Source organism: Flavobacterium gyeonganense (assembly GCF_029625295.1).
Lineage (GTDB): Bacteria > Bacteroidota > Bacteroidia > Flavobacteriales > Flavobacteriaceae > Flavobacterium > Flavobacterium gyeonganense.
The window spans coordinates 3799336-3826249 of the sequence record NZ_CP121112.1 but is presented as its reverse complement, the minus strand read 5'-3'; the positions used below and the strand labels follow the sequence as shown (position 1 = coordinate 3826249).

Sequence of the window (26914 nt, the reverse complement as noted above, 5' to 3'; positions counted from 1 at the left end):
AAGCAAAGTTGCCTTAGAAATTTTCCAGATTCGACCGACAAAAAAAGTCGAACCAATTTCTGCCTAAGAAATCAGTTCGACTTTATTAATGCTGACGTACGACTTTTTACAAAAACCCTAATTATAAAGCATTTCTGTAAGCCGTGGGCGTTAAATTTGTATATTTTTTGAAAGAGGTATTAAACGAAGATTTTGAATTGAAACCTACTTCGTATAAAATTTCTAAAATTGTCAAATCCCTTTTTAAAGGATCTTTTAAAATATTCATGGCTTTTTGAATACGATATTCATTTACAAAATCAAAAAAATGCTGATCCATATGATGATTAATCAAAACAGATAAATCCCGAACCGGAATATCAATTTGATTGGAGAGTTCCTGAATGGTAAGCGACGGATCAAGAAAAGGTTCTTTTTCTTTCATATAGCCTTTTAATGTCGCAATTTGAGTTGCAATCAGCTCATTATGATTGGTTTTTATTTCTACAATATTTTCGTCTTGTTTAGGTAGAATATCCCTTGCCAACTGTAATTTAGAATCGATACCCCGAAAAAGCTCCGGATAATTCAGCGCTTTTAATACAAACCAGCATGTTACTGTTAAAACCAGAAATTGCAAAATGGTATTGGACCAAATCCATAGAAAATCTAAATCAGCATATCTCACGATATTTTTAATTATAGACAGATAATATAAAACAAAGAGGGCGCTTGCTATTTGAAACAACCATTTAAAAATAGAAGTCCGGGGATTCGCATAATTTTCCTGATATATTTCCTTATACTTTTTTAGCACAACAAATATTCCTATACTATATGCTATTGTTTGTATTCCCAAAATAAGAAACAAAATGTACATCTCAGGCGACTGATCCCGTTGTTCATAAAATAGTTGCTTTTCTGTTGTATTTAAAAAGTAGAGCCTCATTACAAATACAATATTTGTAATTATTAATGGAATTAAATGTAATAAATGCTTCGCTTTGAAACGAAAATCTGCAAAACAAACTGATAGTACGTACAGATAAAAAGCAGGCAGTATCAAAGTACAAACGGACCATCTGAAAAATTCTAAATTAAAATGGCTTTTTATAAATTCTTCATCAATAAAAATACCACTGTTATCAATGGCAAAAAATATTAAATAGAAAGCAAATAATCTGTTTGCTAATTTATTTTTTGTTTTTACAGTAAGTAAAAAAAATGCCAGCAATAATGAAACAAAAACTGAGATTTTGGCCATGCCGGTTAAAAAACTTATTATATCCATTCTTGTTTTAATTATTTAACAAATATAGGATTTTAAGTTTTTTAATAAAGACTTATGAAGCAGTTTCACCTAAAAACAAAATCATTCAAAAAGATTAAAATCTTTACCACTTTGCTTTTAATTTTTCCCCCGATTTGCGATAAAAAACATTAATTTTGGAGGATAACTATTTCTACAAAAAATGACGTTTACAAAAACAACCGAACAATCTTCAAAGTATGAACATTTAGAGAAAATGTCAGTTCACGAACTGCTTACTAATATTAATAAGGAAGACAAAACTGTACCCGATGCTGTCGAAAAAGCATTACCGCAAATCGAAGCTTTAGTTGCACAGACTGTTTCAAATTTAAAATTGGGCGGACGTATCTTTTACATCGGAGCCGGAACTTCGGGACGTTTGGGAGTCGTAGATGCTTCAGAATGTCCTCCAACTTTTGGAGTTCCTTTTGATTTGGTAAACGGAATTATTGCGGGTGGTGACACAGCCATTCGTCGTGCCGTAGAAAATGCCGAAGACAATGCAACGCAAGCCTGGATTGATTTACTGGCACACAATATCAATCAAAACGATATCGTGATTGGAATTGCGGCATCAGGAACAACCCCGTATGTTATTGGCGGGTTGGAAACCTGTAACGAAAATAATATTGCAACCGGCTGTATTACCTGTAATGAAGGAAGTCCATTAGCACTAACAGCAAAATTCCCTGTAGTAGTCGTTGTAGGACCTGAATTTGTAACCGGAAGTTCGAGAATGAAAGCCGGAACTGCACAAAAATTGGTTTTAAACATGATTTCGACTGCATCGATGATTCAGCTTGGAAAAGTAAAGGGCAACAAAATGGTCGATATGCAGTTAAGTAATAGCAAACTGGTTGACCGTGGAGTAAAAATGATAATGGGAGAAATTCCGGTTTCGTATGAAGAAGCCTCTGAACTATTAAGAAAATATGGCAGTGTTAGAAATGCTGTTGACAATTATACTAAGTGAAAAGTTTTCTGTGAGATGTAAGATGCGTGGGATTTATTACCGCAAAGAGCGAAACCTGAAACCTTAAACCTGACACGAAGCTTTAGCCGAACAGACGAAGTAAACTAAAAAACAAATGGCAACAAATAAACAATTATTAGGAAAAGGAATTAAATATTTAACTGGCGCACTTCCGTTGATGTTTATTGGTCCATCTTTGATTTATAACGCATTTATGAATCAGCATACCAACTGGCATTATCTAGTTTTAGGAATTGGGATTGTCGCTTGTCTGAGCGCTATGTTTCTAATTTTTTACGGATTAAAAATTATTATGAAAGGTTTGTTTAATGACTAACCTTTACCCTTTAATATATATTACCAAAACACAGTATGGAAAGCCTAATTCACATTCAGAAAACATTTGAAAAAGTCATTTATATTGACAAAAAAATAAATAATCGTGAATTTGAGGATTGCGTTTTTAAAAACTGTGATTTTTCCAACAGTAATTTTGCTTACAATACCTTTTTGGACTGCGAGTTTATCGACTGTAATTTGTCGATGACAAACCTTGCAGGAACGGGTTTAAAGAATGTGACTTTTAAAAACTGTAAGCTCTTAGGAATTGCCTTTAACGAATGTGATGACTTTTTATTTCAGGTTTATTTTGAAGAAACGGCTTTAGATTACGCTATTTTTTCGAATAAAAAAATGCCTAAAACCAAGTTTATCAATTGTTCTGTAAGGGAAGTTACTTTTATAGGAACCAATTTAACCAGTTCGGTTTTTGATAATTGTGATCTGGATGGAGCTATTTTTAATGAAACCCAACTGGCTGCAGTTGATTTTAGAACAGCTTACAATTATAAAATCGATCCCGAATTTAACCCGATGAAAAAAGCACAGTTTTCTACTCAGGGAATCGTGGGACTTTTAGATAAATATGACATTAAAATTGTATAAGCATGGAAACTAATGAATCTTATCTGGAAAGCGTTAAAAAGCAGTTTTTGTATTATAAAATGCTGGGCGAAAAAGCCATCGACCAATTAGAGCCCGAACAGCTTTTTATTGCCGTCAACGAAGACACCAATAGTATTGCGACTATAATCAAACATATTTCAGGAAATATGCTCTCGCGATGGACAGATTTTCTAACCTCTGACGGCGAAAAGGAATGGCGTAACCGCGATGCAGAATTCGAAAATGATTTAGAGTCAAAAGAAGAAATCATTAACGTCTGGAATAAAGGATGGAATGTATTTTTTGATGCTTTAAACAATTTGAAACCGGAACAGCTATCGGATATAATTTATATTCGAAATGAAGGTCACACGGTTATTGAAGCGATTAACAGGCAATTGGCACATTATCCTTATCATGTCGGGCAAGTTGTTTTTTATGCTAAACAACTGAAAAACAGTTCCTGGGACAGTTTATCGATTCCGAAAAATAAATCCGGAAATTACAATGCCGAAAAGTTTGCCAAAGAAAAAGAAATTAAAAATTTTACTGATGATGAATTAAACAGATTGAAATAATTAATTCACTTTTAATTTTTCTGATGAAAACGATTCTCCCTAGCCCTGATGGAAGCGGCATCTTTTTGTGGCGTCCCGATAGCTATCGGGAGCCATAAAAGATATAGCGGACAGCAGGATTAGCTTCTTATAAAACAACTTATTTAAAATGAAAAAAATTATATTCTTATTGCCAATACTTGCTTTAGTATCCTGTTATGAAGCAGAGCACAATTGCAAAGATTTCAAAAACGGAAAATTCAAATTTGAGTTTGAAGTAAACGGTGTAAAAAAAACAACGATTTTTGAACGCAAAGACAGTATTGAAATTGAAACTTTTGAAGGAAAAACAGATACCTCAACCATACGCTGGGTAAGCGACTGTGAATATGTTTTGCAGAAAAAGCATCCGAAAAATATGGCGGAAGAAAAAGCTATTGGTATGAAAATATTAACGACTTCGAAAGATTCGTATACTTTTGAATTCGGAATGGTTGGTTCTGAAGAAAAACAGCACGGAAAAGTTTTTAAAATCGAATAAAAAATAGTAATTTGAATGTAAATTAAGATTTACATGGAAATATTTTTAAACCCTGATGCCTGGATTGCGTTGCTCACCCTGACATTTCTGGAAATTGTTCTGGGAATTGACAACATTATTTTCATCTCGATCGTTACAGGAAAACTACCAGAACAGGACCGCAAAAAAGCCACCCGGATTGGTTTGTTTCTGGCTATGTTTATGCGAATTGCACTTTTGTTAGGGATTTCGTATTTGATTGCCATGAAAGCAACTGTTTTCAGTATCCACTGGGGCTGGCTCGAAGCTGATTTTACTGGACAGGCAATTATCTTATTTTTAGGAGGATTGTTCCTTATATATAAAAGTACCAAAGAAATCAGTGAAAAAGTGGATCACAAAGGAGAAGAGGAAAAAAGCATTGAAACCGCTGCAAAGAAATCTTTTTCGAATGTTATTTTACAAATCCTGTTAATCGATTTAATTTTCTCTGTTGACTCTATTTTAACCGCTGTTGGTATGACGAATGGTGTTGAAGGTGCGCTGACAATCATGATTACAGCAGTTATTATTTCCGTTGTCGTTATGATGCTTTTTGCTGTTCCGGTTGGAAATTTCGTTAACAAAAACCCTTCGATCCAAATATTGGGTCTTTCATTTCTAATTCTGATTGGGTTTATGCTGATTACTGAAAGTATGCATTTATCTAATGCCGAGCTGATTGGCGAACACATTGGAGCTATTCCGAAAGGCTATTTGTATTTTGCCATTACCTTTTCTCTGGCTGTCGAATTTATCAATATGCGAATCCGAAAGAAAAAATCATAAGCCTAAATTTAAAAGTTCCCTTTGCGGAACTTTTTTGTTTCACAAATAAACCTGATTTTTCAAAAAATATAGTTTGAATAGATACTGAAATTTGTTTCTTTTACAATACTATTTTCTAATTCTAAATTCAGAACGTAATCCAACATGAAAAATACGATTTCACATAGAGTTGCTGATTTTTTAAAGAGCTTCCCTCCTTTTAATCTTTTGAATCAAAAAGATCTTGAAAAATTATCTGAACAGATTTCAATCATATATAAAGAAAAGGATTCAGTGATTTTTTCTGAAAACGAAAAGACACATGATTCCTTTTATGTAGTCCACAAGGGAGCTGTTGCCCTTAAGAAGAATCAGAAAACACTGGATATGTGTGATGAAGGTGACATTTTTGGATTAAGACCGCTCCTGGCGCAGGAAAACTATGTTATGGAGGCCAGTACTTATGAAGAGAGTATTTTATATGCGATTCCGATTGCGGTTTTCAAACCCTACGCATTAGAAAACAAAGCCATTGGGAATTTCCTGATCGAAAGTTATGCTTCGAATACTAAAAACCCATATTCAGAAGTCCATAAAAACAATCTGTACGGTGAAGTCATTGCTCAGCATGAACAGAATAATGAAAAGGAAGTATTTGATTTACAACCCATAAAGTTTTCGAAAAAGATTGTTACGTGCGGTCCTTCAACCACAGCAAAAGAAATCGCTAAAATCCTGACCAAGAAAAAAGTCGGGGCAATATTAATTGTGGATGAAATGCTCCCAATTGGAATTATTACCGATAAAGATTTACGCAACAAAATCGTTTCAGGTGATTACCCAATTACTACGACTGCTGAAACTATTATGACATCGCCGGTTATTACGTATTCTAAAAAATTGACAGTTACTGAAGCGCAGATGGCGATGATCAAAAGTAATATCAGTTATTTGTGTCTTACGAAAGACGGAACAGTCAATACAAAAGCTGTAGGCATTTTATCCAAACACGACCTTATGGTTTCTCTGGGAAATAATCCGGCAGTTTTGATCAAAGCTTTAAAAAGGACGACAAAAGTTAAGGAGATCAAACCTATCAGAGCCCGAATCATGCAATTGCTGCAGGGATATCTTGACCAAAATATCCCGATGACACTGATTACAAAAATCATTACTGAGTTAAATGATGCCTGCGTAACCCGTGTTATTGATATTTCACTGGAAAAAATGAATACACCGCCTCCTGTAAAATTTACATGGCTGGCATTGGGCAGTCAGGGACGCGACGAGCAAATGCTCCACACCGATCAGGATAATGCAATTGTGTATGAAAATGTTTCGGAAGTTTTTAAGGATGAAACCAAAGCTTATTTTCTAAAATTAGCCACCTACATTAACAAAGGACTTTTTACTATTGGTTATGAATATTGTCCTGCTGAAATGATGGCATCCAACCCAAAATGGTGCATGAGCCTCAATGAATGGAAAGATCAGGTGGCTTACTGGATTAAAAATCCGGGTAAAAATGAAGTTTTGTTATCGTTCATCTTTTTTGATTACAGTGTAAAATATGGTAATCGTGAGCTTGTAGACCAGTTATCAGATTCGATATTTGAAAATGTGAAAGCCAATCCTATTTTTTATGTTCATTTGGTGAGCGGTGCTTTGCAGAGCCCTTCACCAACCGGTTTTTTCAGGCAGTTTTTAGTAGAACAAGATGGTGCCAATAAAGACCAGTTTGACATTAAACGTAGAGCTTTAATGCCACTTACAGATGCTGCAAGGGTTTTAATATTGTCACATTCAGTTAAGTCAATCAGTAATACGGCTGAACGTTTTGAAAAGTTAGCTGAACTGGAACCTCAAAACAGTGAACTTTACTTATCATGCTCTTATTCATTTAAAGCCTTATTGAAATTCAGAACCAAGCAAGGTCTTTTACACCATGATTCGGGTCAGTTTATTGCTTTAGAATCTCTTTCGAAAATGGAAAAAATAAAGCTGAAAAGAACTTTTAAAACCATCAAAGAACTTCAGGAGTTAATTTCGGTACGTTTTAACGTTTCTAATATTGTATAAGAATGAGTTTATTTGATTTTTGGAAAAAGGAAGAAGATTTTTTTTCGATGAAAGCATCACCATTGAAGAAACACGTTTTATAGTGCTGGACACAGAAACAACAGGATTTGATTTTACAAACGACCGGATTTTATGTATTGGCGCACTTGTTTTACAAAATGGAACTATTTCGGTTCAGGACAGTTTTGAAGTTTATATCGAACAGGACCATTACGATGAATCAACTGCCCAGATTCATGGCATTTTAAAAGATTTTGTTGTAAAGCGTCCTTCAGAATCCGAAGCTTTAAAGCAGTTTTTAGACTATTTGGGTGATGCCGTTATTATTGCACATCATGCTTATTTTGATATTACAATGATCAACAAAGCCCTTGAAAGAAATGGCTTACCCGAATTAAAAAACAAAGCACTTGATACTGGAGTTTTGTACAAGAGAACTTTGATAAAATCTCATCTCTTTGAACGAAAAGACCATTACTCACTTGATGACCTGGCGGACAAATTTGATATTTCAAAAAAAGACCGTCATACAGCTTTAGGCGATGCTTACATTACAGCTATTGCTTTTTTGAAAATCGTAAAAAAGCTGCGAGAAAAAAAAGAAATCAACCTGAATCAGCTTTTTAAATAATTTAAGAATATTTTGTGAAGCTTAAATTTACATTGTGAATACAATTTTACCATTTCGTAATATATACCCTATTATTTATTAGCAATTTTAAAAAATTTAGTTAACATACATTTTGTTTTTCGTAGATAGCTTTGCTTCAATCAAAAAAAACAAAAAACAGTTATGAAATTTAATTTTTTAAAATCTATTGCCTTACTTGGAATTACAGGAATTTCTGTAATGAGTTGTCAAAATGACGATGAGGGTGACAAAACAAACAAAAACATTGATTTTACAACAAAATCAAAAGTTCCTGCATTTGTAGTAGCTCAGCCTGGGTTCGAAAATCTGCAAATTTCAACCTTAATCTCTACAACTGATATATTACCGGAAAGTCCTTCTTTCATTTATGCTGGTCAGCCGGATGGTGCAGGATTCATGAAAAATCCAAACGGTGATGGTTATGTAATGATTACCAATCACGAAATCATACAATCAGTTTCTAGAGTCTATTTTGACAAAACTTTAAAACCTGTAAAAGGTGACTATATTGTGGATGCTGTAGGAGGACAAACGAGACTTTGTTCCGCAACTTTAGCTACGCCTGAAATTCATGGTTTTGGGCCTATATTTTTAACTGCCGGGGAAAGCGGACAGGAAAGTATGGTTCACGGTATTAACCCACTTGCACCAACAACTGATAAAAATAGAAAAGACAGGGTTTTACCTGCTTTAGGAAAAGCGAGTATGGAAAATGCTGTTCCGTTGACAAAACAAGCTTATCCAGGCAAAAGTGTCATTATCATGGGTGAAGATCAATCGTATGCAGCATCACATGCAAGTGCCGGTCAGGTTATTATGTACGTTTCTACAGTTGGTGATTTGAATAACGGAAAATTATATGCTTTAAAAAGAAATGACAACGTTCAGGTAGAAACTACAATGACTGTTGGAAATTCTTTCGATGTATCATTTGTTGAAATTCCGAATGCCAAAAATATAACCGGAGCTGAAATCAATACTACTGTAAACGATTTAAAAGCAATCCGTTTTTCAAGAGTAGAGGATATCGACTACAGAAAAGGATCAGCAAAAAACAACAGAGAAGTTTATTTTACAGCTACAGGTCAGTCTTCAAACGGAACTACTCCTGTTGAAGGCTATACTATGTGGGGAAGAGTATATAAATTAGTTTTGGATGAAAAAGATCCGTTAAAAGGAAAACTTGAGCTAGTGGTTGAAGGTGATTCTACACCAGGCACAGGCGTTATTAATCCGGATAACCTTTGTGTAACTGAAAATTATGTTTACATTCAGGAAGATGGTGATAGTTATTATGCAGATGCCAAACATGACTCTTACATCTGGCAATATAATATTGCTTCCAAAACAAATAAACCATGGTTAACCATGAACCATAAACGTACAGACGCTGCATGGAATTCATTATACAACCAATCTGGCGAAATGAGATTTGGAAGCTGGGAATATGGAGCCATGGAAGATATATCTGATGTTATTGGTGTTCCAAATACTTTTACATTGAATATTCACGCTCATACCTGGCAAAATGATACATTCAAAAATGCTGATGGTTCAGGAGTGAGTACAAATAAAGAAGGAGGCCAAACCGTAATTATTCGTAACGTACAAAGATAATTTTACCACAATTACAACAAAAACAATCCAGTTTTCTACTGGATTGTTTTTGCTATTTATTAAAGTATCCTACAATGAAAATTGATTTTATCAAAAATATATTTTTTCCTATTCTTTTCTCTTTTCTTACTTTTTTTACCAGCTGTACAAAAGAAAAAACTGAAACTTCTGTTAAGCAGGATCTTTTGATTGACCTGGAAAAACTTGAAAACAAAATAGTACTTTTCAAAAAGCTTGCTGAAAACGAAAAAGATTCCAAAAAAATTCAGGATTATTTTAAGGAAACGAGAGTTTTATACAAAAAAACAGAATGGGCAGTTGAGTATTTTGTACCTGAAACAGCCAGATTTATTAATGGTCCCGCTTTGGATGAGCTTGAAGTCGAAGAGAATAAATTTTTGCCTCCAAATGGCTTTCAGGTTATCGAAGAACTGATTTTTCCTAAATACGAAATTACTAATAAAACAGATCTGATTCGTGAAATAGCAATAATGCGTGCTAATATTGCACAGGTAAAACAACACTTAGATGCAATAAGCATTGAAGAAAAACATATCATCGATGCCGCCCGATTTGAGGTTTACCGAATTTTGATATTAGGAATCACAGGTTTTGATTCGCCCATAGCTCAGGAATCAATAAATGAAGTTGCTCCTGCCCTTGCTTCGATTCAAACAATCGTTTTAAAAACCTGCAAAAGTAATTCTAAGGAATCCATCGGTTTAAAGTCAAAATTAAAAAAGACAATTTCAAAGAGTATTTCATATTGTTGTAAAAACAATGTCTTTAATACTTTTGACAGAGCCACATTCATTAAAGACTATCTGAATATAATTTCGAAAACAGTTTTTGAATTGCAAAAGCAAAACAATATTGCGAATATCAATAAAAACAGTGCAATCAATCCAAATACTGATACTCTTTTTGAAAAAAACGCTTTTAATGTTAATGCTTTTATTCCGTCAACAGAATATGCCTATTCAGAGGATAAAGTTGCTTTAGGCAATCAATTATTTTATGACACTACCATTTCAAAAGATCAAAAAGAAGCTGTGCAACCTGCCATATTCCTGAAAAAGCGTTTACAGACGGACGAAAAACAAATCTTTCTTTAGACGGATTCGATTTGCCGAGAAATACCCCAACCCTAACTTATGCCGGTTTACAAAATGCATTATTTTGGGATTTAAGACAGATCGATTTAGAAAAGCAAAGCGTAGACGTTGTGCAAAACGAAAAGGAAATGCATGGTTCGTTTAGTCAGATTATTCCTTTAATCAATAAAGATAAGAAGTATAAATCTTTATTTGAAAAGGCTTTTCCTAAAAACAATAAAATCGAAGAATGGCAATTGCAGAATGCTATCGCATCTTATATCCGTTCACTGAATGATTTTGATTCCAGATTTGATGTATATATGAGAGGCGAATCAAATAATTTTAGTGAAGAAGAAAAACTCGGATTTAATCTTTTTGCAGGTAAAGCAAAGTGTGCAACCTGTCACTTTATTCCTTTATTTAACGGAACTGTGCCTCCAAATTACAGTAAAACCGAACAGGAAGTAATTGGAACACCAAAAGATAAAACCGCAAAAGAAATAAGTCCGGATTTGGGGAAATACAATCAGTTTAAAATGGATCAGCTTAAAAATGCCTTTAAAACGCCTTCTATTCGAAATGTAGCCAAAACTGCGCCTTATATGCACAACGGCGTATTTACCACATTAGAAGAAGTTGTTGATTTTTATAATAAAGGAGGCGGAAAAGGTTTAGGTTACCCAGTCGAGAATCAAACCCTTCCTTTTGACCAGCTTAAGCTAACCAAAAAAGAGGAATCTGCTTTGGTGGCGTTTATGAAAACCCTGACTGATCAAAAATATCAATAACTTATAAGAATACACTGGGTGTCAAATATGCACCCAGTTTTTTTATTGAGATACTTCTAAAATTTCTTTCTTAATTTCTACCGAATAATCGTTAGGAGCAATATTACCGCCAAAAGTTTTCGCATAAACTTTGGTAAACTCTGCCCCAAAATATAATATAATAGCCGAATAATATACCCAAACTAATATGATAACTACTGATCCAGCAGCGCCATAAACGTTTGCAATGGTAGAACTACCTAAGTAAAACCCGATAGCGAACTTACCAATCATAAATAGAATTGAGGTAAATCCGGCACCAATAAAGGCATCTTTCCATTTTATATTTCCGTCAGGCAATGTTCTGAAAATAATAGCAAAAAGAAGCGCGATACTTCCTAAAACGATTAAAATATTGATAACATAAAATAGATAAACAGTACTTTCAGGGAAATAAATCTTTAACCTGGCATTCAAAATGTCCAAAGTGGCATTAAGTATTAAACTAACCAGCATTAAAAACCCTACTGAGACTATCATCGAAAACGACATCAGCCGGTTTTGAATAAATTTTCGTAAACCTTTATTCGGTTTTGCGCGCAATCCCCATATATAATTAATAGAGCTCTGAATCTCAGCAAAAACTCCTGAAGCCCCTATAAGCAGCATAATCACACCAAAAACTGTTACAAAAACATTACTGTCTGAAAGTTGCACATTTTTGATTGCTTCCTGAATTTGTTTAGCGGCATTGTTTCCAACCAGTTCATTTATCTGGCCATATAACTGTCCCGTTACTGCCTCTTCTCCAAAAAAGAAACCACAAATGGTGATAATAATAATCAATAATGGCGGTAATGCGAAAATAGTGTAATACGATAAAGCAGCACTCAATTTTATAGCGTCATCTTCTATAAATTCTAAAAAAGTTCTTTTTAGCAGATACCAGGATTTTGATAAAATATTTTGATTATTCATTTGCTGATTTTTGATATTCTCTCAAATTTAAAGAATAATAAAAATATTCGATTTCTGATTTTTAATTGAATTTTACATTTTTGCCATGTAGATTATTTATAATGATAGAAAATCCCTTTATCATAAACCGTCCATAAACTAGCTTTTTGGTTTGCGGCTTTTAAAGCATTGTTTGCCCAGGTATTGCAGGTATAAAAAAGACTGTAACTTCCTTTTGCTTCGTAAAAAGCATCTTTTTTTCCGTAACTGTGCCCTTCAATCCATTTTGGATGAACAGAATCGCTGAAACTCCCTGAAATGTAAGTTACCAGATTTTGATAGTTTTCTTTTGAAATCAGAATGCGTTTGCAGTCATCTCCTTCTTTTAACTGTTTAAAAAATGTGGTATGCATTGCGGATGAACTTACACCAAATGCGGCTTTTAAGGCCGTACTTGCTTTTAAATCTGACCATTCAGGCGTATCCAGATAAAAACCTTTATCTCCCCAGCCAAAAGCGATATAGTTCATCAAAGAATCCTTTGATTGTGTCTGACTGAACTGGATTTGGTTTCGCCAGTCTTTTATTTCGTTTTTAACGGGAACCACAATATCTGTGTGAACACCGTTGGAAAGAATATAAATTGGAATAGCATTTTGTTCTTCTACAGCGGCGATATCAGAATTCACGGTGATTTTTGAAATTAAAAGAACTGATGAAATATATAACGCAACAAAAGCGAAAATTCCGAAAAGTGTCCACCCGATAAATTTGAAAGTTTTTTTTAGCATTTTGATTGATTTTAGATTTAGTTATTGGTTGATTTTTCTTTAACCAATTTTTGAGCCAATTTTTTTTAGTTTCAATTTTTGTTTTCTTTTTTATCTTTTAAAACAAAAACTTCTCCATTTTACTGATTACCCCAGATTGCAATGGAAAGCATTTTTTTTGAATTTATATTTTTTGCGGTGATAAAAAAGCGACTGGAAGAAGCTCTTTTTATTGCCTGGCAAAAAAATAAATTTGGAAAAAATCTTGAAATGGAAAGCTGGAAATAGGTACTTAATATTTTATTTTACCCTCAGATTTTGCAGATTAAAACTGATTCTTCTTTTCTCTAATTAAAACATAAAAAAACCGCTGAATTTATCCAGCGGTTTTCTCTATTTTCTTTCTTCTTTGTTCTATTTTCTATAAAGATTATACGTTAAAACGGAAATGCATTACATCACCATCTTTTACTATATATTCTTTTCCTTCAACTTTGAATTTTCCTGCTTCTTTAGCTTTTGCCTCAGAACCGTACTGAACGTAATCCTCATAAGAAATAACTTCTGCACGGATAAATCCTTTTTCGAAATCCGTATGGATAACTCCCGCTGCCTGAGGCGCAGTTGCTCCAATATTGATGGTCCAGGCACGAACTTCTTTTACACCCGCTGTAAAATACGTTTGTTGTTTTAAAAGTTTGTAAGCTGCACGAATTAAAACAGAGGCTCCCGGCTCCGTCAATCCCATATCTTCAAGGAAAACCTGACGCTCTTCATAGCTTTCTAATTCTGTAATATCAGCCTCTGCTCCTACTGAAAGGATAATAACCTCAGCATCTTCATCTTTTACTAATTCACGAACCTGATCCACATATTTGTTGCCGCTTACTGCAGAACTTTCGTCAACATTACAAACATATAAAACCGGTTTTGCAGTAATTAACTGAAATCCCTCCATAAGAACTTCTTCGTCATTATTTTGAGGAATAATTGTTCTGGCAGATTTTGCCTGCAATAATGCTTCCCTGATTCGGTTTAATAAAGCCTCTTCTGTCTGAGCTTCTTTATTTCCTGTTTTTGCAGCACGTTTTACCTTTTCCAGACGTTTTTCGATTGTTTCTAAATCTTTTAACTGCAATTCGATATCGATCGTTTCTTTGTCACGAATTGGGTTTACGTTTCCGTCTACGTGTACGATATTATCATTGTCGAAACAACGCAGTACATGAATGATAGCGTTACACTCTCTAATGTTTCCTAAAAACTGGTTTCCAAGACCTTCACCTTTACTTGCGCCTTTTACCAAACCTGCAATATCTACGATATCTACCGTTGCCATTTGTACACGCTCTGGTTTTACCAATTCTTCCAATTTATTGATTCTTGGATCCGGAACGTTTACCACTCCAATATTCGGTTCGATTGTACAAAACGGAAAATTGGCACTTTGCGCTTTTGCATTAGATAAACAATTAAATAATGTTGATTTTCCAACATTTGGCAATCCTACAATTCCTGCTTTCATCTGTTTGTTTCTATTTATTTTATTAGCCCTTTTTATTCAGGGGATGCTTTTGCTTGTACTTTAATCCTTTATGAATTATTTGTTTGTCTACTTTTTGCCAAACTGATATTTTTTAGCATAAAAATTTTGCAAATATAAGATTTAATAACTCTTGATTGAATCAAAAATGTGTATTAATGTATTTATTATAGGTAACATTGAAATTTTTAAACTTTTTGTTACCATTTTGTTAAAAAACATTAATTTTATACAAACAACAAACCAAAACAAACCAAAAAATCAAACCAACTATGAAAAAGATTGTGTTATTTTTATTTCTGATGAATTCAGTTTTTCTTTTTGCACAAAAAGAAGTCTCCGGTGTAGTTAAAGATAAGTCAGGCGCACCCTTACCAGGTGTAAATGTTGTCGAAAAAGGAACATCCAACGGTGTCTCTACCGATTTTGAAGGCGGATTTCGTATTAAAGTAAAAGAAGACGCTACTTTAATTTTTACTTATGTTGGTTACTCGGCTGTAGAGAAGCCTGCTTCAGGCAGTAAAATTGAGGTTATCCTCGACGAAAGCGGCGGTCAGGTTTTGAGCGATGTTGTAGTCGTTGGTTCGAGAAGCGCAAAAAGAACTGTTGTAAATTCTGCTGTTCCTATTGATGTTATTAATGTGAAAGAGGTTACTACCCAAAGTGGAAAACTTGAAATTAATGAATTGCTTCAATATGTCGCTCCGTCATTTAATGCTAACAAACAATCTGGTTCTGATGGTGCTGACCACGTTGATCCGGCTTCTTTAAGAGGGATGGGGCCAGATCAGACTTTGGTTTTGATTAACGGAAAAAGAAGACATCAATCTTCTTTAATTAATTTATTTGGAACACGCGGGCGTGGGAATACAGGAACAGATTTAAATGCAATTCCGGCTGCTTCTATCAAAAGGATTGAAATCCTGAGAGATGGAGCTGCTGCACAATATGGCTCAGATGCCATTGCCGGGGTTATCAATATTGTTACAAATGATAATGTAAAAGAATTTACCGGTGCAATAACTTACGGAGCATTTAATACCGATGCAAAAGGAGATTTTCCGGAAGGTACTGCAAACACAAAAGGGTATCGGTTAGATCAAAACGGAAATGGGAATTCTTTTGGAAAAGATCAGGATTTTGACGGCGGTTCTGTAAAAGTATCTGCTAATTACGGAGTCCCAATCGGTACAAAGGGCGGTTACGTGAATGTAACAGGAGAGTTTTTAAACAAAAACAAAACATTACGTCCTGGCTTTGATTTTAGAAAAGGGTTTGGTGAAGCCTCTATTCAGGGGGTAAATTTATTTGTAAATCTGGCTGTCCCAATTTCTGATAAAACTCAATTTTATGCTTTTGGAGGAAGTAACTTTAGAAATACCGATGCTTATGCCTTTACCCGAAATGATGGCGAAAGAGTGGTAGAAGAAATTTATCCAGGAGGCTATACCCCAAGGATTACTTCAAAAATTAATGACAACTCAATCGCTGCAGGAATCAGAACCGAAACTTCCGGAGGCTGGAAATGGGATTTCAGCAATACACTTGGAAAAAACAAATTCCATTATGATATAAAAGGAACTATAAATGCTTCACTTGAAGAAAATTCTCCAACAGAATTTGATGCCGGAGGCCATAGTTTGCTTCAAAACACTACAAATTTAGATGTCTCTAAAAATTATGGGGACATTCTTGAAGGCTTGAACATAGCTTTTGGAACAGAATTCAGAGTGGAGCAATTTGAAATTTTTGCAGGAGAAGAGGGTTCTTATGCAACTTATGATACAAATGGAAATCCGATTACTGATCCAACAACTCAAAGTCCTCCAACGGTTCCAAATCCTGATTATGATCCTACAGATCCTGATTCATCCCCTACTATTGCCAGACCGGGAGGTTCTCAGGGTTTCCCTGGATATAGTCCAGCCAATCAAGTCAATAAAAATCGTAACAACTTCTCTTTATATAGTGATGTAGAATTAGATATTTCCAAGGCTTTTATGGTTAGCGGCGCAGTACGTTTTGAAAATTACAGTGATTTTGGAAGTACTATAAATGGTAAATTAGCATCCCGCCTGAAAATTACGGATAAAATTAATTTAAGAGGTTCAGTAAGTACAGGTTTCCGTGCTCCATCTTTAGCGCAGATTTATTACAATTTACGTTTTACCAACTTTAGTTCTGCAGGAGCAACAGAAGTATTATTAGCTCCAAATGATAGTGAAGTTACAAAAGCCTTTGGAATTCAAAAATTAAATGAAGAAAAAGCCATAAATGCTTCTTTAGGCTTTACGGCTAATTTTGGTGATTTTACAGCCACTGTTGATGGTTACTTGATTAATGTAAAAGACAGAATTGTATTAACAGGTTATTTTGATGCAACTCAATATAACCTTGGTGTTGATAAAGCGCAGTTTTTTGTAAATGGTGTAGATACCAAAACTAAAGGTCTTGATATTGTTTTAGCCTGGAAAAAAACAATTAACGAAAATAGATTTGGGGCAACTTTAGTCGGAAACATCAACGATATGAAAATCGATAAGGTAAAAAATGGGGCTTTAGAAGAAAAAACATTTTTTGGAGAACGTGACAAAGCCTTTTTACTTGCTTCTGCTCCGCCAAATAAATTTGGCCTAAACCTTAATTACGGCAGAAAATGGTTTGATGCAGGATTAGCATTTACAAGATTCAGCGAAGTAAAACTATTAGATTATCAAATGGATGAAGATCCTGAAGATTACAGAACAGCTCCTTCTGAAACTGATGAGCAGGTATTAGCTAACCAAAAGAGAGCAGCTACAGATACTTACGGTGCCAAAATAGTAACCGATCTGACTTTAGGTTTTAAACTTTGCAAATCCACTAAATTAAGTATTGGTGCCAACAACTTACTAAATATTTATCCTGACCAACAAGATGACTGGGTGGAAGCCGGCGGTTACTGGGATGCTGTGCAAATGGGATTCAGTGGAGCATATTACTATGCAAGGCTTGGATTTAATTTTTAATTCATATTATCTAAACAAAAAAAATCCTGAGCTTATAAACTCAGGATTTTTTTTATATATAAAAAGAAGTTATAATTTAAACTCTAAGCCATCTATAATTGCCTTTTCCTCATCTGTCGCTGTAAATCCGGAAATGTCCCAATATTTGGTCAACACTTTATTTTTTTTGTTGAAAAGCGATTTCTCTTTAAAAACATCACTTTCTTTATAAGTAAAATTCTGTCTGTTGAAGCTGGTTGTTATAAAATTATTACGAACCTGAATATTTTTAATTTCCTCTTTTAAAACCAAATCATATCCTATCTCTTCATTGGCAGTCAAAAGATAATAATCCTGACCTTCAGCCCTGTAGCTGACTTTAACAATTGATCTTGTAACATTTTTAGCACCAATTTGTTCATTTTCTACTATTTCCGACAAATTTTTTGGTTCAATAATGACATTAAATTCTATAATCAACTTTTTTTCGGGGTCATAGACTATTTCGTAAGTATCAAGAGCCGTTTTTGAATCATCCAAAGGCACTATAGACATTATATAATAACTCTTATTGTTAGGGTGTCCCTTGGTTGTAAAGCTGTATTCTTTTTTTGCTTTTGAATCTAAAAGAGGATCGAAATAATTTAAATTGCAATAATTTTCCATAATATTATTCAAATTATACCCTCGTAAATCTGCACTAATATCGGCCTCCAATAAACCATAAGATCTGTTTTGCTCAACAAGTAATGTTGTTGTTGCTTTTTTCTGACTGACTGAAAACTGAAAATTTACAAGTCCGTCGTTATAATAAGAGTATTTATTATCTAACAAAAAAAACTCCCTCACATACACCTTTAAACGGTAAGAATCAGCTAATTTGTGCCTTGAATTAGAAACGATTTTTTGAAGTGTTTTTTGAGGATTTTCAGTTGATACAACTACTTCATCTAACTTATTATGGGTGTTTTTAAGATAAACTACAAACTGATCTTCTTTTAAAGTTGCCCAGCGAAGCGTTAGTTTTTCATAATTTGTTTCAGAAACCTGAACATTTGAAGCTCCATTCAATTCAAAAGTTACTTTTCCATCTTTATTACTTATTAGAGTCTGCTTGGTTTTCATAATAAAAACCGTAGCATTTTCAATAGGCATCAACGTTTCTATATCTTTTATAACAATATAATATTCAGTGCTTTGTGCAAAAAAATCAACACTAAATAACAGAATAAATATAAGTATTAGTCTTCTCATGGTTATTATAAAAATACAAAAATTATTGCCAAATTTAACAAAAATAAAACATTAAAAACCAGATAAATACGAAATAATTGAATATTTTATTACAAATAAAAAAAATCCTAAGCATAACACTCAGGATTTTGATATAGTATAATTTTGAATATTATTCTGCGTGTAGAAACGCTTGTCTGTTTAATAGTGTCTCCTCGTCTTCAACGTGGTTTTCGTCTGGCACGCAACAATCAACAGGACATACAGCTGCACATTGAGGCTCATCATGGAAACCTTTACATTCTGTACATTTTCCGGGTACAATATAATACACTTCATCAGAAATTGGTGTTTGAGCATCATCTGCGTCAACTTCTGTTCCGTCAGGTAAAATTACTTTTCCGGAAAGACTTGTTCCGTCTTTATATCTCCAGTCATCAGCTCCTTCATAAATTGCTGTATTAGGGCATTCTGGTTCACAAGCCCCACAATTGATGCATTCGTCGGTTATAATTATTGCCATTTTATTCTTGGTTACGGGTTAAAAATTAAAAGACTTTACTAAAAATGCCAAACATTTTATTCTGCTTTGCCTTATAACTTAATATAGCTTATTTTTGTGCAAAATTACAATCAAAACCTTTCATAAACAAATTACTTATGTTACAAAACGAAAAAAAACAATCTTTTATAGCACTTGGTCAGTTTTTGAGTCAGTTTTCAGAAGAAAAAAATACTCGAAATGAATCTGTTTTAGGTAATGATTTGTTTTTTGATGATTTTATAAAACTCATTGAACTTTCGCAATCACACAATGGGTGGTATACACCTGAGCAAGTATATTTCGCCATAAAATCATGGGCAGATGCTTTGACTGAAGAAAATATCGACAAATGGCTTTCGGGCTATTCTACTGAGTTCTCTCAGGATAATAAAAAAGGAAAAACAGTAGCCTTAATTTTAGCCGGTAATATTCCGTTAGTAGGGTTTCATGATTTTTTATGCGTATTAATTACCGGAAATAAAGCTTTAATAAAAACTTCTTCTAATGATCAGCACTTACTGCCATTTTTAACCAAATATTTAATTTTTATTGATCACAGTCTAAAAGACAATATTACTTTTGTGGAAGGAAAATTAGAAAATTTTGATGCCGTCATTGCAACCGGAAGTAATAATACTGCCCGTTATTTTGAATATTATTTTAAAGATAAACCTTCGATAATCCGCAAGAACAGAAATTCTGTTGCTGTTTTAAACGGTCAGGAAACAAAAGAAGATTTAGAAGCTTTGGGGGAAGATATTTTTCGTTATTTTGGTTTGGGATGCCGAAATGTATCTAAACTTTTTGTTCCGAAAGATTACAAATTCGATACTTTTTTTGAAGCTATTTTCAAATATCAGGATGTTATCCATTATGAAAAATATGCTAATAATTATGACTACAATAAAGCGGTCTTTTTAATGAGTAATTTCAAATTACTCGACAATGGATTTTTGACCATAAAAGAGGATCCTAGTTATGCTTCTCCTATTTCAAGCATTTTTTATGAGTTTTATGAAAATATAGAAGATCTTAAAAGTCGTCTCGAAGCTGAATCTGAACAAATTCAGTGTGTTGTAAGCAATAATCTGATTAAAGACAGCATTTCTTTCGGAAAAACTCAGACTCCGCAATTATGGGATTATGCAGACAATGTAGATACTATATCGTTTTTGTTAATAACATCGGATAAAAATTTGTAATTATTGCGAATAATTTAACGGTTTTTCGGCTTGTATTCCCGAAATTTGCGTTTTTAAAATTTGGACTTTTAACTATACCATGAAAAAACACAACTACAGCGCAGGACCAAGTATTTTACCTCAGGAAGTTTTTGAAAAAGCATCAAAAGCAGTTTTAGATTTTAATAATTCAGGATTATCAATTCTTGAAATTTCACACCGAAGCAAAGATTTCGTTGCAGTTATGGACGAAGCCCGTGCATTGGCTTTAGACCTATTAGGACTTACAGGCAAAGGATACCAGGCTTTATTTTTACAGGGCGGGGCAAGTACAGCATTTATAATGGCTCCTTACAACCTGATGAAGGAAAATGGAAAAGCAGCTTATTTAGATTCTGGAACATGGGCCACAGCAGCCATCAAAGAAGCTAAACTTTTTGGAGATACTGTTATCGTAGGCTCTTCAAAAGATGATAATTATACTTATGTTCCAAAAGGTTATGAAATCCCTGCCGATGCAGATTATTTTCACTGTACAAGCAACAACACCATTTTTGGAACCCAGATGAAAGAATTCCCGTCAACCAACATCCCGGTTGTATGCGACATGAGTTCTGATATTTTTTCACGCGAATTAGATTTCTCTAAATTTGACTTAATCTATGCCGGAGCTCAAAAAAACATGGGGCCTGCAGGAACTACTTTAGTGGTAGTTAAGGAAGAAATCTTAGGAAAAAACGGAAGAACAATTCCGAGTATGCTCGATTTCAGCAAACATATCAAAGCAGAAAGTATGTACAATACACCTTCTGTATTTGCTGTATATGTTTCATTATTAACATTACAATGGATTAAAGAAAAAGGCGGTATCGCTGCTGTTGAAAAATTAAACAACGCTAAAGCAGAATTACTTTATAACGAAATCGACAGAAATCCATTATTCAAAGGTGCTGCAGCTGTTGAGGATCGTTCTAACATGAACGTTACTTTCCTTCTTACAAATGCTGATCACACAGAAACGTTTGATAAATTATGGAAAGAAGCCGGAATCTCAGGATTGCCAGGACACCGTTCTGTTGGTGGTTACAGAGCCTCTATTTACAACGCAATGCCTATCGAAAGTGTACAGGTTTTAGTGGATGTAATGAAAGCTTTGGAAACTAAAGTTTAGTTACCAAAATTATCAATCGAATACCAGAGCCTAAGCCCCGATAGCAGTGAAAATCCTTTTTATTTTTTTCTTTAAAAACATAAAAGATTACTTCATGAAAATATTTATTTAAATTGGAGTTCAGTGAACTTCGTTTGAAACGGATAGCGGGATTAGCTTCTAAATAAAAAAAGAAAAATTATATCATTCATTTTATTATTTATTTTAAACAATTAATAATAATCAAAACAAATAGACCAAAATGAAAGTATTAGCCAATGACGGAATTTCTAAAAGCGGAATTCTAGCTTTAGAAAAAGGTGGATTTGAAGTTATCACTACAAAAGTAGCTCAGGAACAAGTTGCTAACTTTATTAATGAAAACAATGTAGACGTAATTTTAGTGCGTAGTGCAACTAAAGTTCGTAAAGATATTATCGATGCCTGTCCTGGTATCAAAATCATCGGACGTGGTGGTGTTGGTATGGACAATATCGATGTTGATTATGCTAAAAGTAAAGGAATTCATGTAATTAACACTCCTGCTTCTTCTTCTGAATCAGTTGCTGAGTTAGTGTTTGGACACTTACTTTCCGGTGTTCGCTTTTTACATGATTCAAACAGAAATATGCCTCTTGAAGGAGATTCAAACTTTGACGGTCTGAAAAAAGCTTACGCAAATGGAACTGAGTTAAGAGGAAAAACATTAGGTATCGTAGGCATTGGCCGTATTGGTCAGGCAACTGCTAAAATGGCTCTTGGTTTAGGTATGAAAGTTATTGCTGCTGATGGATTTATTCCGTCTGTAGATGTAAAAGTTGAGTTTTTTGATGGTCAGTCTATTACAACTACTATCGTCCCTCAGTCTTTAGAGTCTTTATTAAAAGAATCTGATTTTATTACTTTACACGTTCCAGCTCAGGATGGTTATATCATTGGTGAGAAAGAATTTGAAATCATGAAAGATGGTGTTGGAATCGTAAACTGTGCACGTGGAGGTGTTATTGATGAAGTTGCGCTTGTAAAAGCGTTAGATTCAGGAAAAGTAGCATTTGCAGGACTAGACGTTTTTGAAAACGAACCAAAACCTGAAATGGCAATTTTAATGCACTCTAAAATTTCATTGACTCCGCATATTGGTGCAGCTACAGGAGAAGCTCAGGACAGAATTGGTACTGAATTAGCTTCACAAATCATTACTTTATTAAGTTAATTCATTATAACTAATAACTTGAGGGGATTTATTAACACTGATTAATAAATCCCCTTTCTTGTTTTTTAGATGGAAAGTTTTGTTGGTTTTTATTTGATAACACAATCATTTTAATCACAAATGTTAAATAATAGAAACCTTTATTCCTTTTTCTGTAAATTTAATGTTCAAAATTTAAACCATGAAGAATTTCGTTTACATAATAGGGATTTTATTTACAATCATTGCATGTTCAACATCTTCTAAGAACAAAATTGCGACAACTAATACTCCAATAAAAGCAGCTGTAAATGATACAGTACGAATCGCAAATGATTCCTTAGAATATGAAGTTATAATTATAGATAATGGATTTAGTTTTTGGCTCGCCTCAATGGCATTACCAAGAAATTATTATTCACTCAGCTATCTGGAAAATAAAAATCAGGTTTATGTAACAGAATGGAACAATCGTGTGTTACAGCCTCAGCGCTATAATCCAAATTTATATGAGATGACCATTGATTATCAGCCACATATCCGATACGGATACGAAGTTAACTACCTGATATACAATTACATGATTTACTTCCAAAATACTTACAAACAAAAACTGGCAGGACATGTCCCTTCCAGATAATTGTTAGTATATTTGTAATCACTACAAACAAATAATGAACAGATTAAAACAACGTTGGGGTATCACCTCAAATTTTCAGCTTGTCATTATATTTATCGTATTTGCCATCACTGGATCGGCATCTGCGTGGCTGTCCAGACCCTTTTGCGAATTATTAAACATAACAAAAGAAGATTTTGGCGGTTGGTTTACCTTAATCAGGCTACTGGTTATTTTTCCAATTTATCAGGTTCTGCTCGTTGGAATAGGAACCCTATTTGGTCAGTTTCGTTTTTTTTGGAACTTTGAAAAAAAAATGCTTAAAAGCATGGGATTGGGGTTTTTATTTAAAGATTAACTCTAGCTTAAACTATATTTACAGGCCATATTTTCTTTCTGTACTACCTGCTTTAAATACGCAACACATTACGTTTTATCACAGTAATCATTTTATTATTTTGAATAAATCCTAACAATTTAATATTTATTTATTATAAAACATGTTTTATTAGGTTAAATTACCATCAATAATCACTAAAAGAATATTGGACAGGATGGGGCAGGACAGTTTTGTTTTTGATATTTTAAAACTTTACGTTTAAGATAAAAATTTCTTTACTAACAAAACCAACCAAACTACATGTTCAACAACACCTTAAAACTATCGTTTGTAATGGCGACTATTTGCCTTACAATGTTAACTACAAAGATTTTTGCCCAAAGTCCGGTAGTAAAAATTGATTTTGATATTATTAATCAACCAACAGCTCAGGTAAGTGAACCAGGTTATATTCCATGGGTTGTAGGATCATTTAACACCAGTACTTTTACAACAAATGGAATAACTTTTACTGTAACAAGAATGGGAGATAATGGCACGGAATTAGGTACTAATTGGTATAAAGCTGGAATACAATCCCCTAATTTTGCAAAATTAACTGGTGATGGCCTTACTGTAAAAGGCACAAATGCCAATCTGGGAGCAAAAATAGAACTTAAAATAAAGGGGTTAGCAACAGGAGAACATACTTTAATGGCTTTTTTAAACGCTGTGGACAGTCCTAATGGGAATAACTTTAGTCCGATTGATATTTCGGTTGACGGCAATAAAGTAGTAGACAATTTAATTCCAAGTGTCAGAGCATTAACACCAGCGTCTGCAAAATCAGCTTATTTGAAATTTCAGGCAACCGAAAATACAGATGTTGTTATTTTATTTGAAGCCGAAACCTCAGGTACAGAAAACATTAAAAACATAATGTTCAATGGATTTGAATTAAACACACCTAATATTTTTAATCAGTCAACAAATCCTGTTCCTAAAAATAATAACGAACATGTAGAATTAAACTCCGGAAATACTACATTGAGCTGGACTTCAGCTATCAATGCAGTATCCCATAATGTTTATTTTGGCACTGAATTAGCTGCTTTGGAAGCTGCGGGAACATCATCATCAGAATACAAAGGAAATCAGGTTAAAACCAATACTTCTTATGAATTAAGCGGTTTATATACAGGAGCAACTTACTATTGGAGAGTGGATGAAGTTTTAGCTAATAATGAAATAGTAAAAGGAAACATCTGGCGCTTTCGTCCAGCCCAGCTTGCTTTTCCGGGGGCTGAAGGTTATGGCCGCTTTGCCCGTGGTGGAAGGGGCGGAAAAGTAATAGCAGTTACTAATCTTAATGATAATGGGCCTGGAAGTTTACGTGAAGCTGTTACAAATGATATTGGTCCCAGAACAATTGTTTTCAATACCTCGGGAATTATACAACTTAATTCCAGACTGGTTTTGAGTCAGCCATATGTTACAGTTGCAGGCCAGACCGCTCCAGGAAAAGGCATTTGTATTCGTACTGCTCCTTTTGGAATTACAGGAAATGATGCTGTTGTTCAGAATATAAGGGTGCGATTGGGCGGAGGAACTACTTTTGACGGAATGGGATTAACAGGTGCTGATAACAGTATAATTGATCATTGTTCAATCAGCTGGACAATTGATGAATCTTTTAGTTCCCGTTCAGGAAAAAATATTACCCTACAGAGGACTTTAATATCTGAAGCCCTGAATGCCGCAGGACATGCAAATTATCCTGCAGGAACACAGCACGGTTATGCTGCAACAATTGGTGGTGATGTGGGAAGTTTTCATCATAACTTACTAGCACATAATTATGGCCGCAATTGGAGTTTAGGAGGAGGATTAGATGCAAATAATGTTTTTAGTGGAAAATTAGATATTACCAATAATGTAGTTTACAATTGGGGTTCCAGAACGACAGATGGAGGAGCGAGTGAAGTCAATTTCGTTAACAACTACTATAAACCAGGTGCAGGTACTGAATTGAAGCAATATGCATTAACTATGGATCATGAAAATAATTTTGCAGGTATGCAAAGAGCTTATTTCAGTGGAAATGTTATGCCAGGATATTTTAACGAAACAAACCAATCAATTGGCAGAAGATCAAGATTATCGAACGGCGTTACAATAAATTATGAAACATTTGTTGACTCCCCATTTTTTCCATCTTTTGTAACAACACAATCTGCAGCTAATGCTTATAAAATTGTACTTTCTGATGTAGGTTGTGTACAGCCTGAATTGGACACACACGACCAAAGAATGATTACAGAAACGTTAAACGGGACTTACACTTACAGAGGAAGCGTTACTAATAAAGCTGGTTTTCCTGACAACGAATCTGATGTTGGAGGATACGAAATATACCCTGAAATTGTCAGAAATGCTAGTTGGGACACCGATCAGGATGGTCTGCCAAATTGGTGGGAAACAATCATAGGCACAAATCCAGATTCAGCTATTGGTGATTTTTCAGATTCTAATGCAGATAACGATCTAGACGGATACACCAATTTAGACTTGTACCTACAATGGATGTCCCTGCCGCATTACGATTCTCCAACAGGAAATAAAATTGATATTAATATACAGAAACTTTCAAGAGGCTTTACAAGTGGTGTTAATTATTCGCTTTCTAATGTTGTTAACGGAAATGCCATACTTAATGGAAATATTGCAGAATTTACACCAAATGCAACAGGTTTATGCTCTTTCGATTTTACTGTTACAGACAATGAAGGAGCAAGCATGACACGTAAAGTAAATATTGTAAGCGGATACAGCTCTACCCTTTCAGTTGAAAAAACAGCCAAAGAAAATACTTCTTTTAGTGTTTGGCCTGTACCAAATAACGGTTCATTTTCTATTTTAATGGAAAATGACAGCAATGCAGAACTTAAGATCTTTGATATTTTGGGTAAAGAAGTGATGACAAAAAACATTAACGGAAAAAATCAGGAAAACATCAATTTGAAATCAAAAGGTGTTTTTCTCTTAAAGTTTACTGACCCAAAAACAAAAGAGGTATTGCATATCAAAAAGATTATTGTTCACTAAGTTTAGTTT

The 26914-nt window shown here is 34.1% G+C and carries 24 protein-coding genes; 18 read left to right on the top strand and 6 right to left on the bottom strand.

What is annotated here, in order from left to right; genetic code table 11:
- Positions 1-121: 121 nt before the first annotated feature.
- A complete protein-coding gene (locus P5P89_RS16405) occupies positions 122-1270 on the bottom strand; it encodes a helix-turn-helix domain-containing protein (protein WP_278009294.1) in 1149 nt (382 codons plus the stop codon).
- A gap of 181 nt (positions 1271-1451) precedes the next feature.
- Here P5P89_RS16405 and murQ point away from each other — a divergent pair, with 181 nt between their 5' ends.
- The 11 genes from murQ to P5P89_RS16350 all read left to right on the top strand — a co-directional run bounded on the left by murQ (position 1452) and on the right by P5P89_RS16350 (position 11326).
- Positions 1452-2264 carry an N-acetylmuramic acid 6-phosphate etherase gene (gene murQ / locus P5P89_RS16400; RefSeq protein ID WP_278009293.1) on the top strand — a complete coding sequence of 271 codons (813 nt, stop codon included), beginning with the start codon at positions 1452-1454 and terminating at the stop codon, positions 2262-2264.
- Positions 2265-2379: 115 nt separating this feature from the next.
- Entirely contained in the window at positions 2380-2601 is a 222-nt protein-coding gene (locus tag P5P89_RS16395) for a DUF6095 family protein (RefSeq protein ID WP_278009292.1), read from the top strand.
- A gap of 35 nt (positions 2602-2636) precedes the next feature.
- The gene (locus tag P5P89_RS16390) at positions 2637-3209 is read left to right on the top strand and encodes a pentapeptide repeat-containing protein (protein WP_278009291.1); all 573 of its coding nucleotides are present in this window, start codon (positions 2637-2639) and stop codon (positions 3207-3209) included.
- Between the two features lie 2 nt (positions 3210-3211).
- Positions 3212-3787, top strand: coding sequence for a DUF1572 family protein (locus tag P5P89_RS16385; protein ID WP_278009290.1), 576 nt, complete (start codon positions 3212-3214; stop codon positions 3785-3787).
- Positions 3788-3935: 148 nt separating this feature from the next.
- Positions 3936-4307 (top strand): DNA topoisomerase IV, encoded by a 372-nt coding sequence (locus P5P89_RS16380; protein ID WP_278009289.1) that lies wholly within the window; start codon positions 3936-3938, stop codon positions 4305-4307.
- A gap of 33 nt (positions 4308-4340) precedes the next feature.
- Positions 4341-5114 carry a TerC family protein gene (locus tag P5P89_RS16375; RefSeq protein ID WP_278009288.1) on the top strand — a complete coding sequence of 258 codons (774 nt, stop codon included), beginning with the start codon at positions 4341-4343 and terminating at the stop codon, positions 5112-5114.
- Positions 5115-5258: 144 nt separating this feature from the next.
- Positions 5259-7172: a DUF294 nucleotidyltransferase-like domain-containing protein gene (locus P5P89_RS16370; RefSeq protein WP_278009287.1), complete on the top strand. Its 1914-nt coding sequence runs from the start codon at positions 5259-5261 to the stop codon at positions 7170-7172.
- Between the two features lie 19 nt (positions 7173-7191).
- A complete protein-coding gene (locus tag P5P89_RS16365) occupies positions 7192-7803 on the top strand; it encodes a 3'-5' exonuclease (RefSeq protein WP_278009286.1) in 612 nt (203 codons plus the stop codon).
- A 162-nt stretch (positions 7804-7965) separates the two neighbouring features.
- Positions 7966-9441, top strand: coding sequence for a PhoX family protein (locus P5P89_RS16360; RefSeq protein ID WP_278009285.1), 1476 nt, complete (start codon positions 7966-7968; stop codon positions 9439-9441).
- A gap of 74 nt (positions 9442-9515) precedes the next feature.
- The gene (locus P5P89_RS16355; RefSeq protein ID WP_278009284.1) at positions 9516-10556 is read left to right on the top strand and encodes a hypothetical protein; all 1041 of its coding nucleotides are present in this window, start codon (positions 9516-9518) and stop codon (positions 10554-10556) included.
- Positions 10508-11326, top strand: a complete 819-nt coding sequence (locus P5P89_RS16350; protein ID WP_278012028.1) for a cytochrome-c peroxidase — start codon at positions 10508-10510, stop codon at positions 11324-11326. The genes P5P89_RS16355 and P5P89_RS16350 overlap by 49 nt, the downstream gene beginning before the upstream one ends.
- Positions 11327-11368: 42 nt before the next feature.
- Here the strand turns inward: P5P89_RS16350 and P5P89_RS16345 are convergent, their stop codons facing one another.
- The 3 genes from P5P89_RS16345 to ychF form a co-directional block, all read right to left on the bottom strand.
- Positions 11369-12283, bottom strand: coding sequence for a YihY/virulence factor BrkB family protein (locus tag P5P89_RS16345; RefSeq protein WP_278009283.1), 915 nt, complete (start codon positions 12281-12283; stop codon positions 11369-11371).
- A 92-nt stretch (positions 12284-12375) separates the two neighbouring features.
- Entirely contained in the window at positions 12376-13053 is a 678-nt protein-coding gene (locus tag P5P89_RS16340) for a TIGR02117 family protein (RefSeq protein ID WP_278009282.1), read from the bottom strand.
- A 409-nt stretch (positions 13054-13462) separates the two neighbouring features.
- The gene (gene ychF, locus P5P89_RS16335; protein ID WP_278009281.1) at positions 13463-14557 is read right to left on the bottom strand and encodes a redox-regulated ATPase YchF; all 1095 of its coding nucleotides are present in this window, start codon (positions 14555-14557) and stop codon (positions 13463-13465) included.
- Between the two features lie 290 nt (positions 14558-14847).
- On the opposite strand from ychF, the gene P5P89_RS16330 reads away from it, so the two are divergent.
- Positions 14848-17583, top strand: a complete 2736-nt coding sequence (locus tag P5P89_RS16330) for a TonB-dependent receptor (RefSeq protein ID WP_278009280.1) — start codon at positions 14848-14850, stop codon at positions 17581-17583.
- 69 nt (positions 17584-17652) lie between these two features.
- On the opposite strand, the gene P5P89_RS16325 is transcribed toward P5P89_RS16330, so the two are convergent.
- Both P5P89_RS16325 and P5P89_RS16320 read right to left on the bottom strand, forming a co-directional pair.
- The gene (locus P5P89_RS16325; protein WP_278009279.1) at positions 17653-18816 is read right to left on the bottom strand and encodes a peptidase associated/transthyretin-like domain-containing protein; all 1164 of its coding nucleotides are present in this window, start codon (positions 18814-18816) and stop codon (positions 17653-17655) included.
- Between the two features lie 151 nt (positions 18817-18967).
- Positions 18968-19318, bottom strand: coding sequence for a 4Fe-4S dicluster domain-containing protein (locus P5P89_RS16320; protein ID WP_223681550.1), 351 nt, complete (start codon positions 19316-19318; stop codon positions 18968-18970).
- Positions 19319-19455: 137 nt separating this feature from the next.
- On the opposite strand from P5P89_RS16320, the gene P5P89_RS16315 reads away from it, so the two are divergent.
- The 6 genes from P5P89_RS16315 (at position 19456) to P5P89_RS16290 (ending at position 26905) form a co-directional block, all read left to right on the top strand.
- Positions 19456-20541 (top strand): acyl-CoA reductase, encoded by a 1086-nt coding sequence (locus P5P89_RS16315; RefSeq protein WP_278009278.1) that lies wholly within the window; start codon positions 19456-19458, stop codon positions 20539-20541.
- A gap of 79 nt (positions 20542-20620) precedes the next feature.
- Positions 20621-21691, top strand: a complete 1071-nt coding sequence (gene serC / locus P5P89_RS16310; protein WP_278009277.1) for a 3-phosphoserine/phosphohydroxythreonine transaminase — start codon at positions 20621-20623, stop codon at positions 21689-21691.
- 241 nt (positions 21692-21932) lie between these two features.
- On the top strand, positions 21933-22883 hold the full coding sequence (locus tag P5P89_RS16305; protein WP_223681553.1) for a D-2-hydroxyacid dehydrogenase: 951 nt from the start codon (positions 21933-21935) through the stop codon (positions 22881-22883).
- Between the two features lie 181 nt (positions 22884-23064).
- Entirely contained in the window at positions 23065-23502 is a 438-nt protein-coding gene (locus P5P89_RS16300; protein ID WP_278009276.1) for a DUF6146 family protein, read from the top strand.
- Positions 23503-23536: 34 nt separating this feature from the next.
- Complete coding sequence (locus tag P5P89_RS16295) at positions 23537-23839, top strand: DUF6787 family protein (protein ID WP_223681555.1); 303 nt, start codon at positions 23537-23539, stop codon at positions 23837-23839.
- A 336-nt stretch (positions 23840-24175) separates the two neighbouring features.
- Complete coding sequence (locus tag P5P89_RS16290) at positions 24176-26905, top strand: T9SS type A sorting domain-containing protein (RefSeq protein ID WP_278009275.1); 2730 nt, start codon at positions 24176-24178, stop codon at positions 26903-26905.
- The last annotated feature ends 9 nt before the right edge of the window (positions 26906-26914 follow it).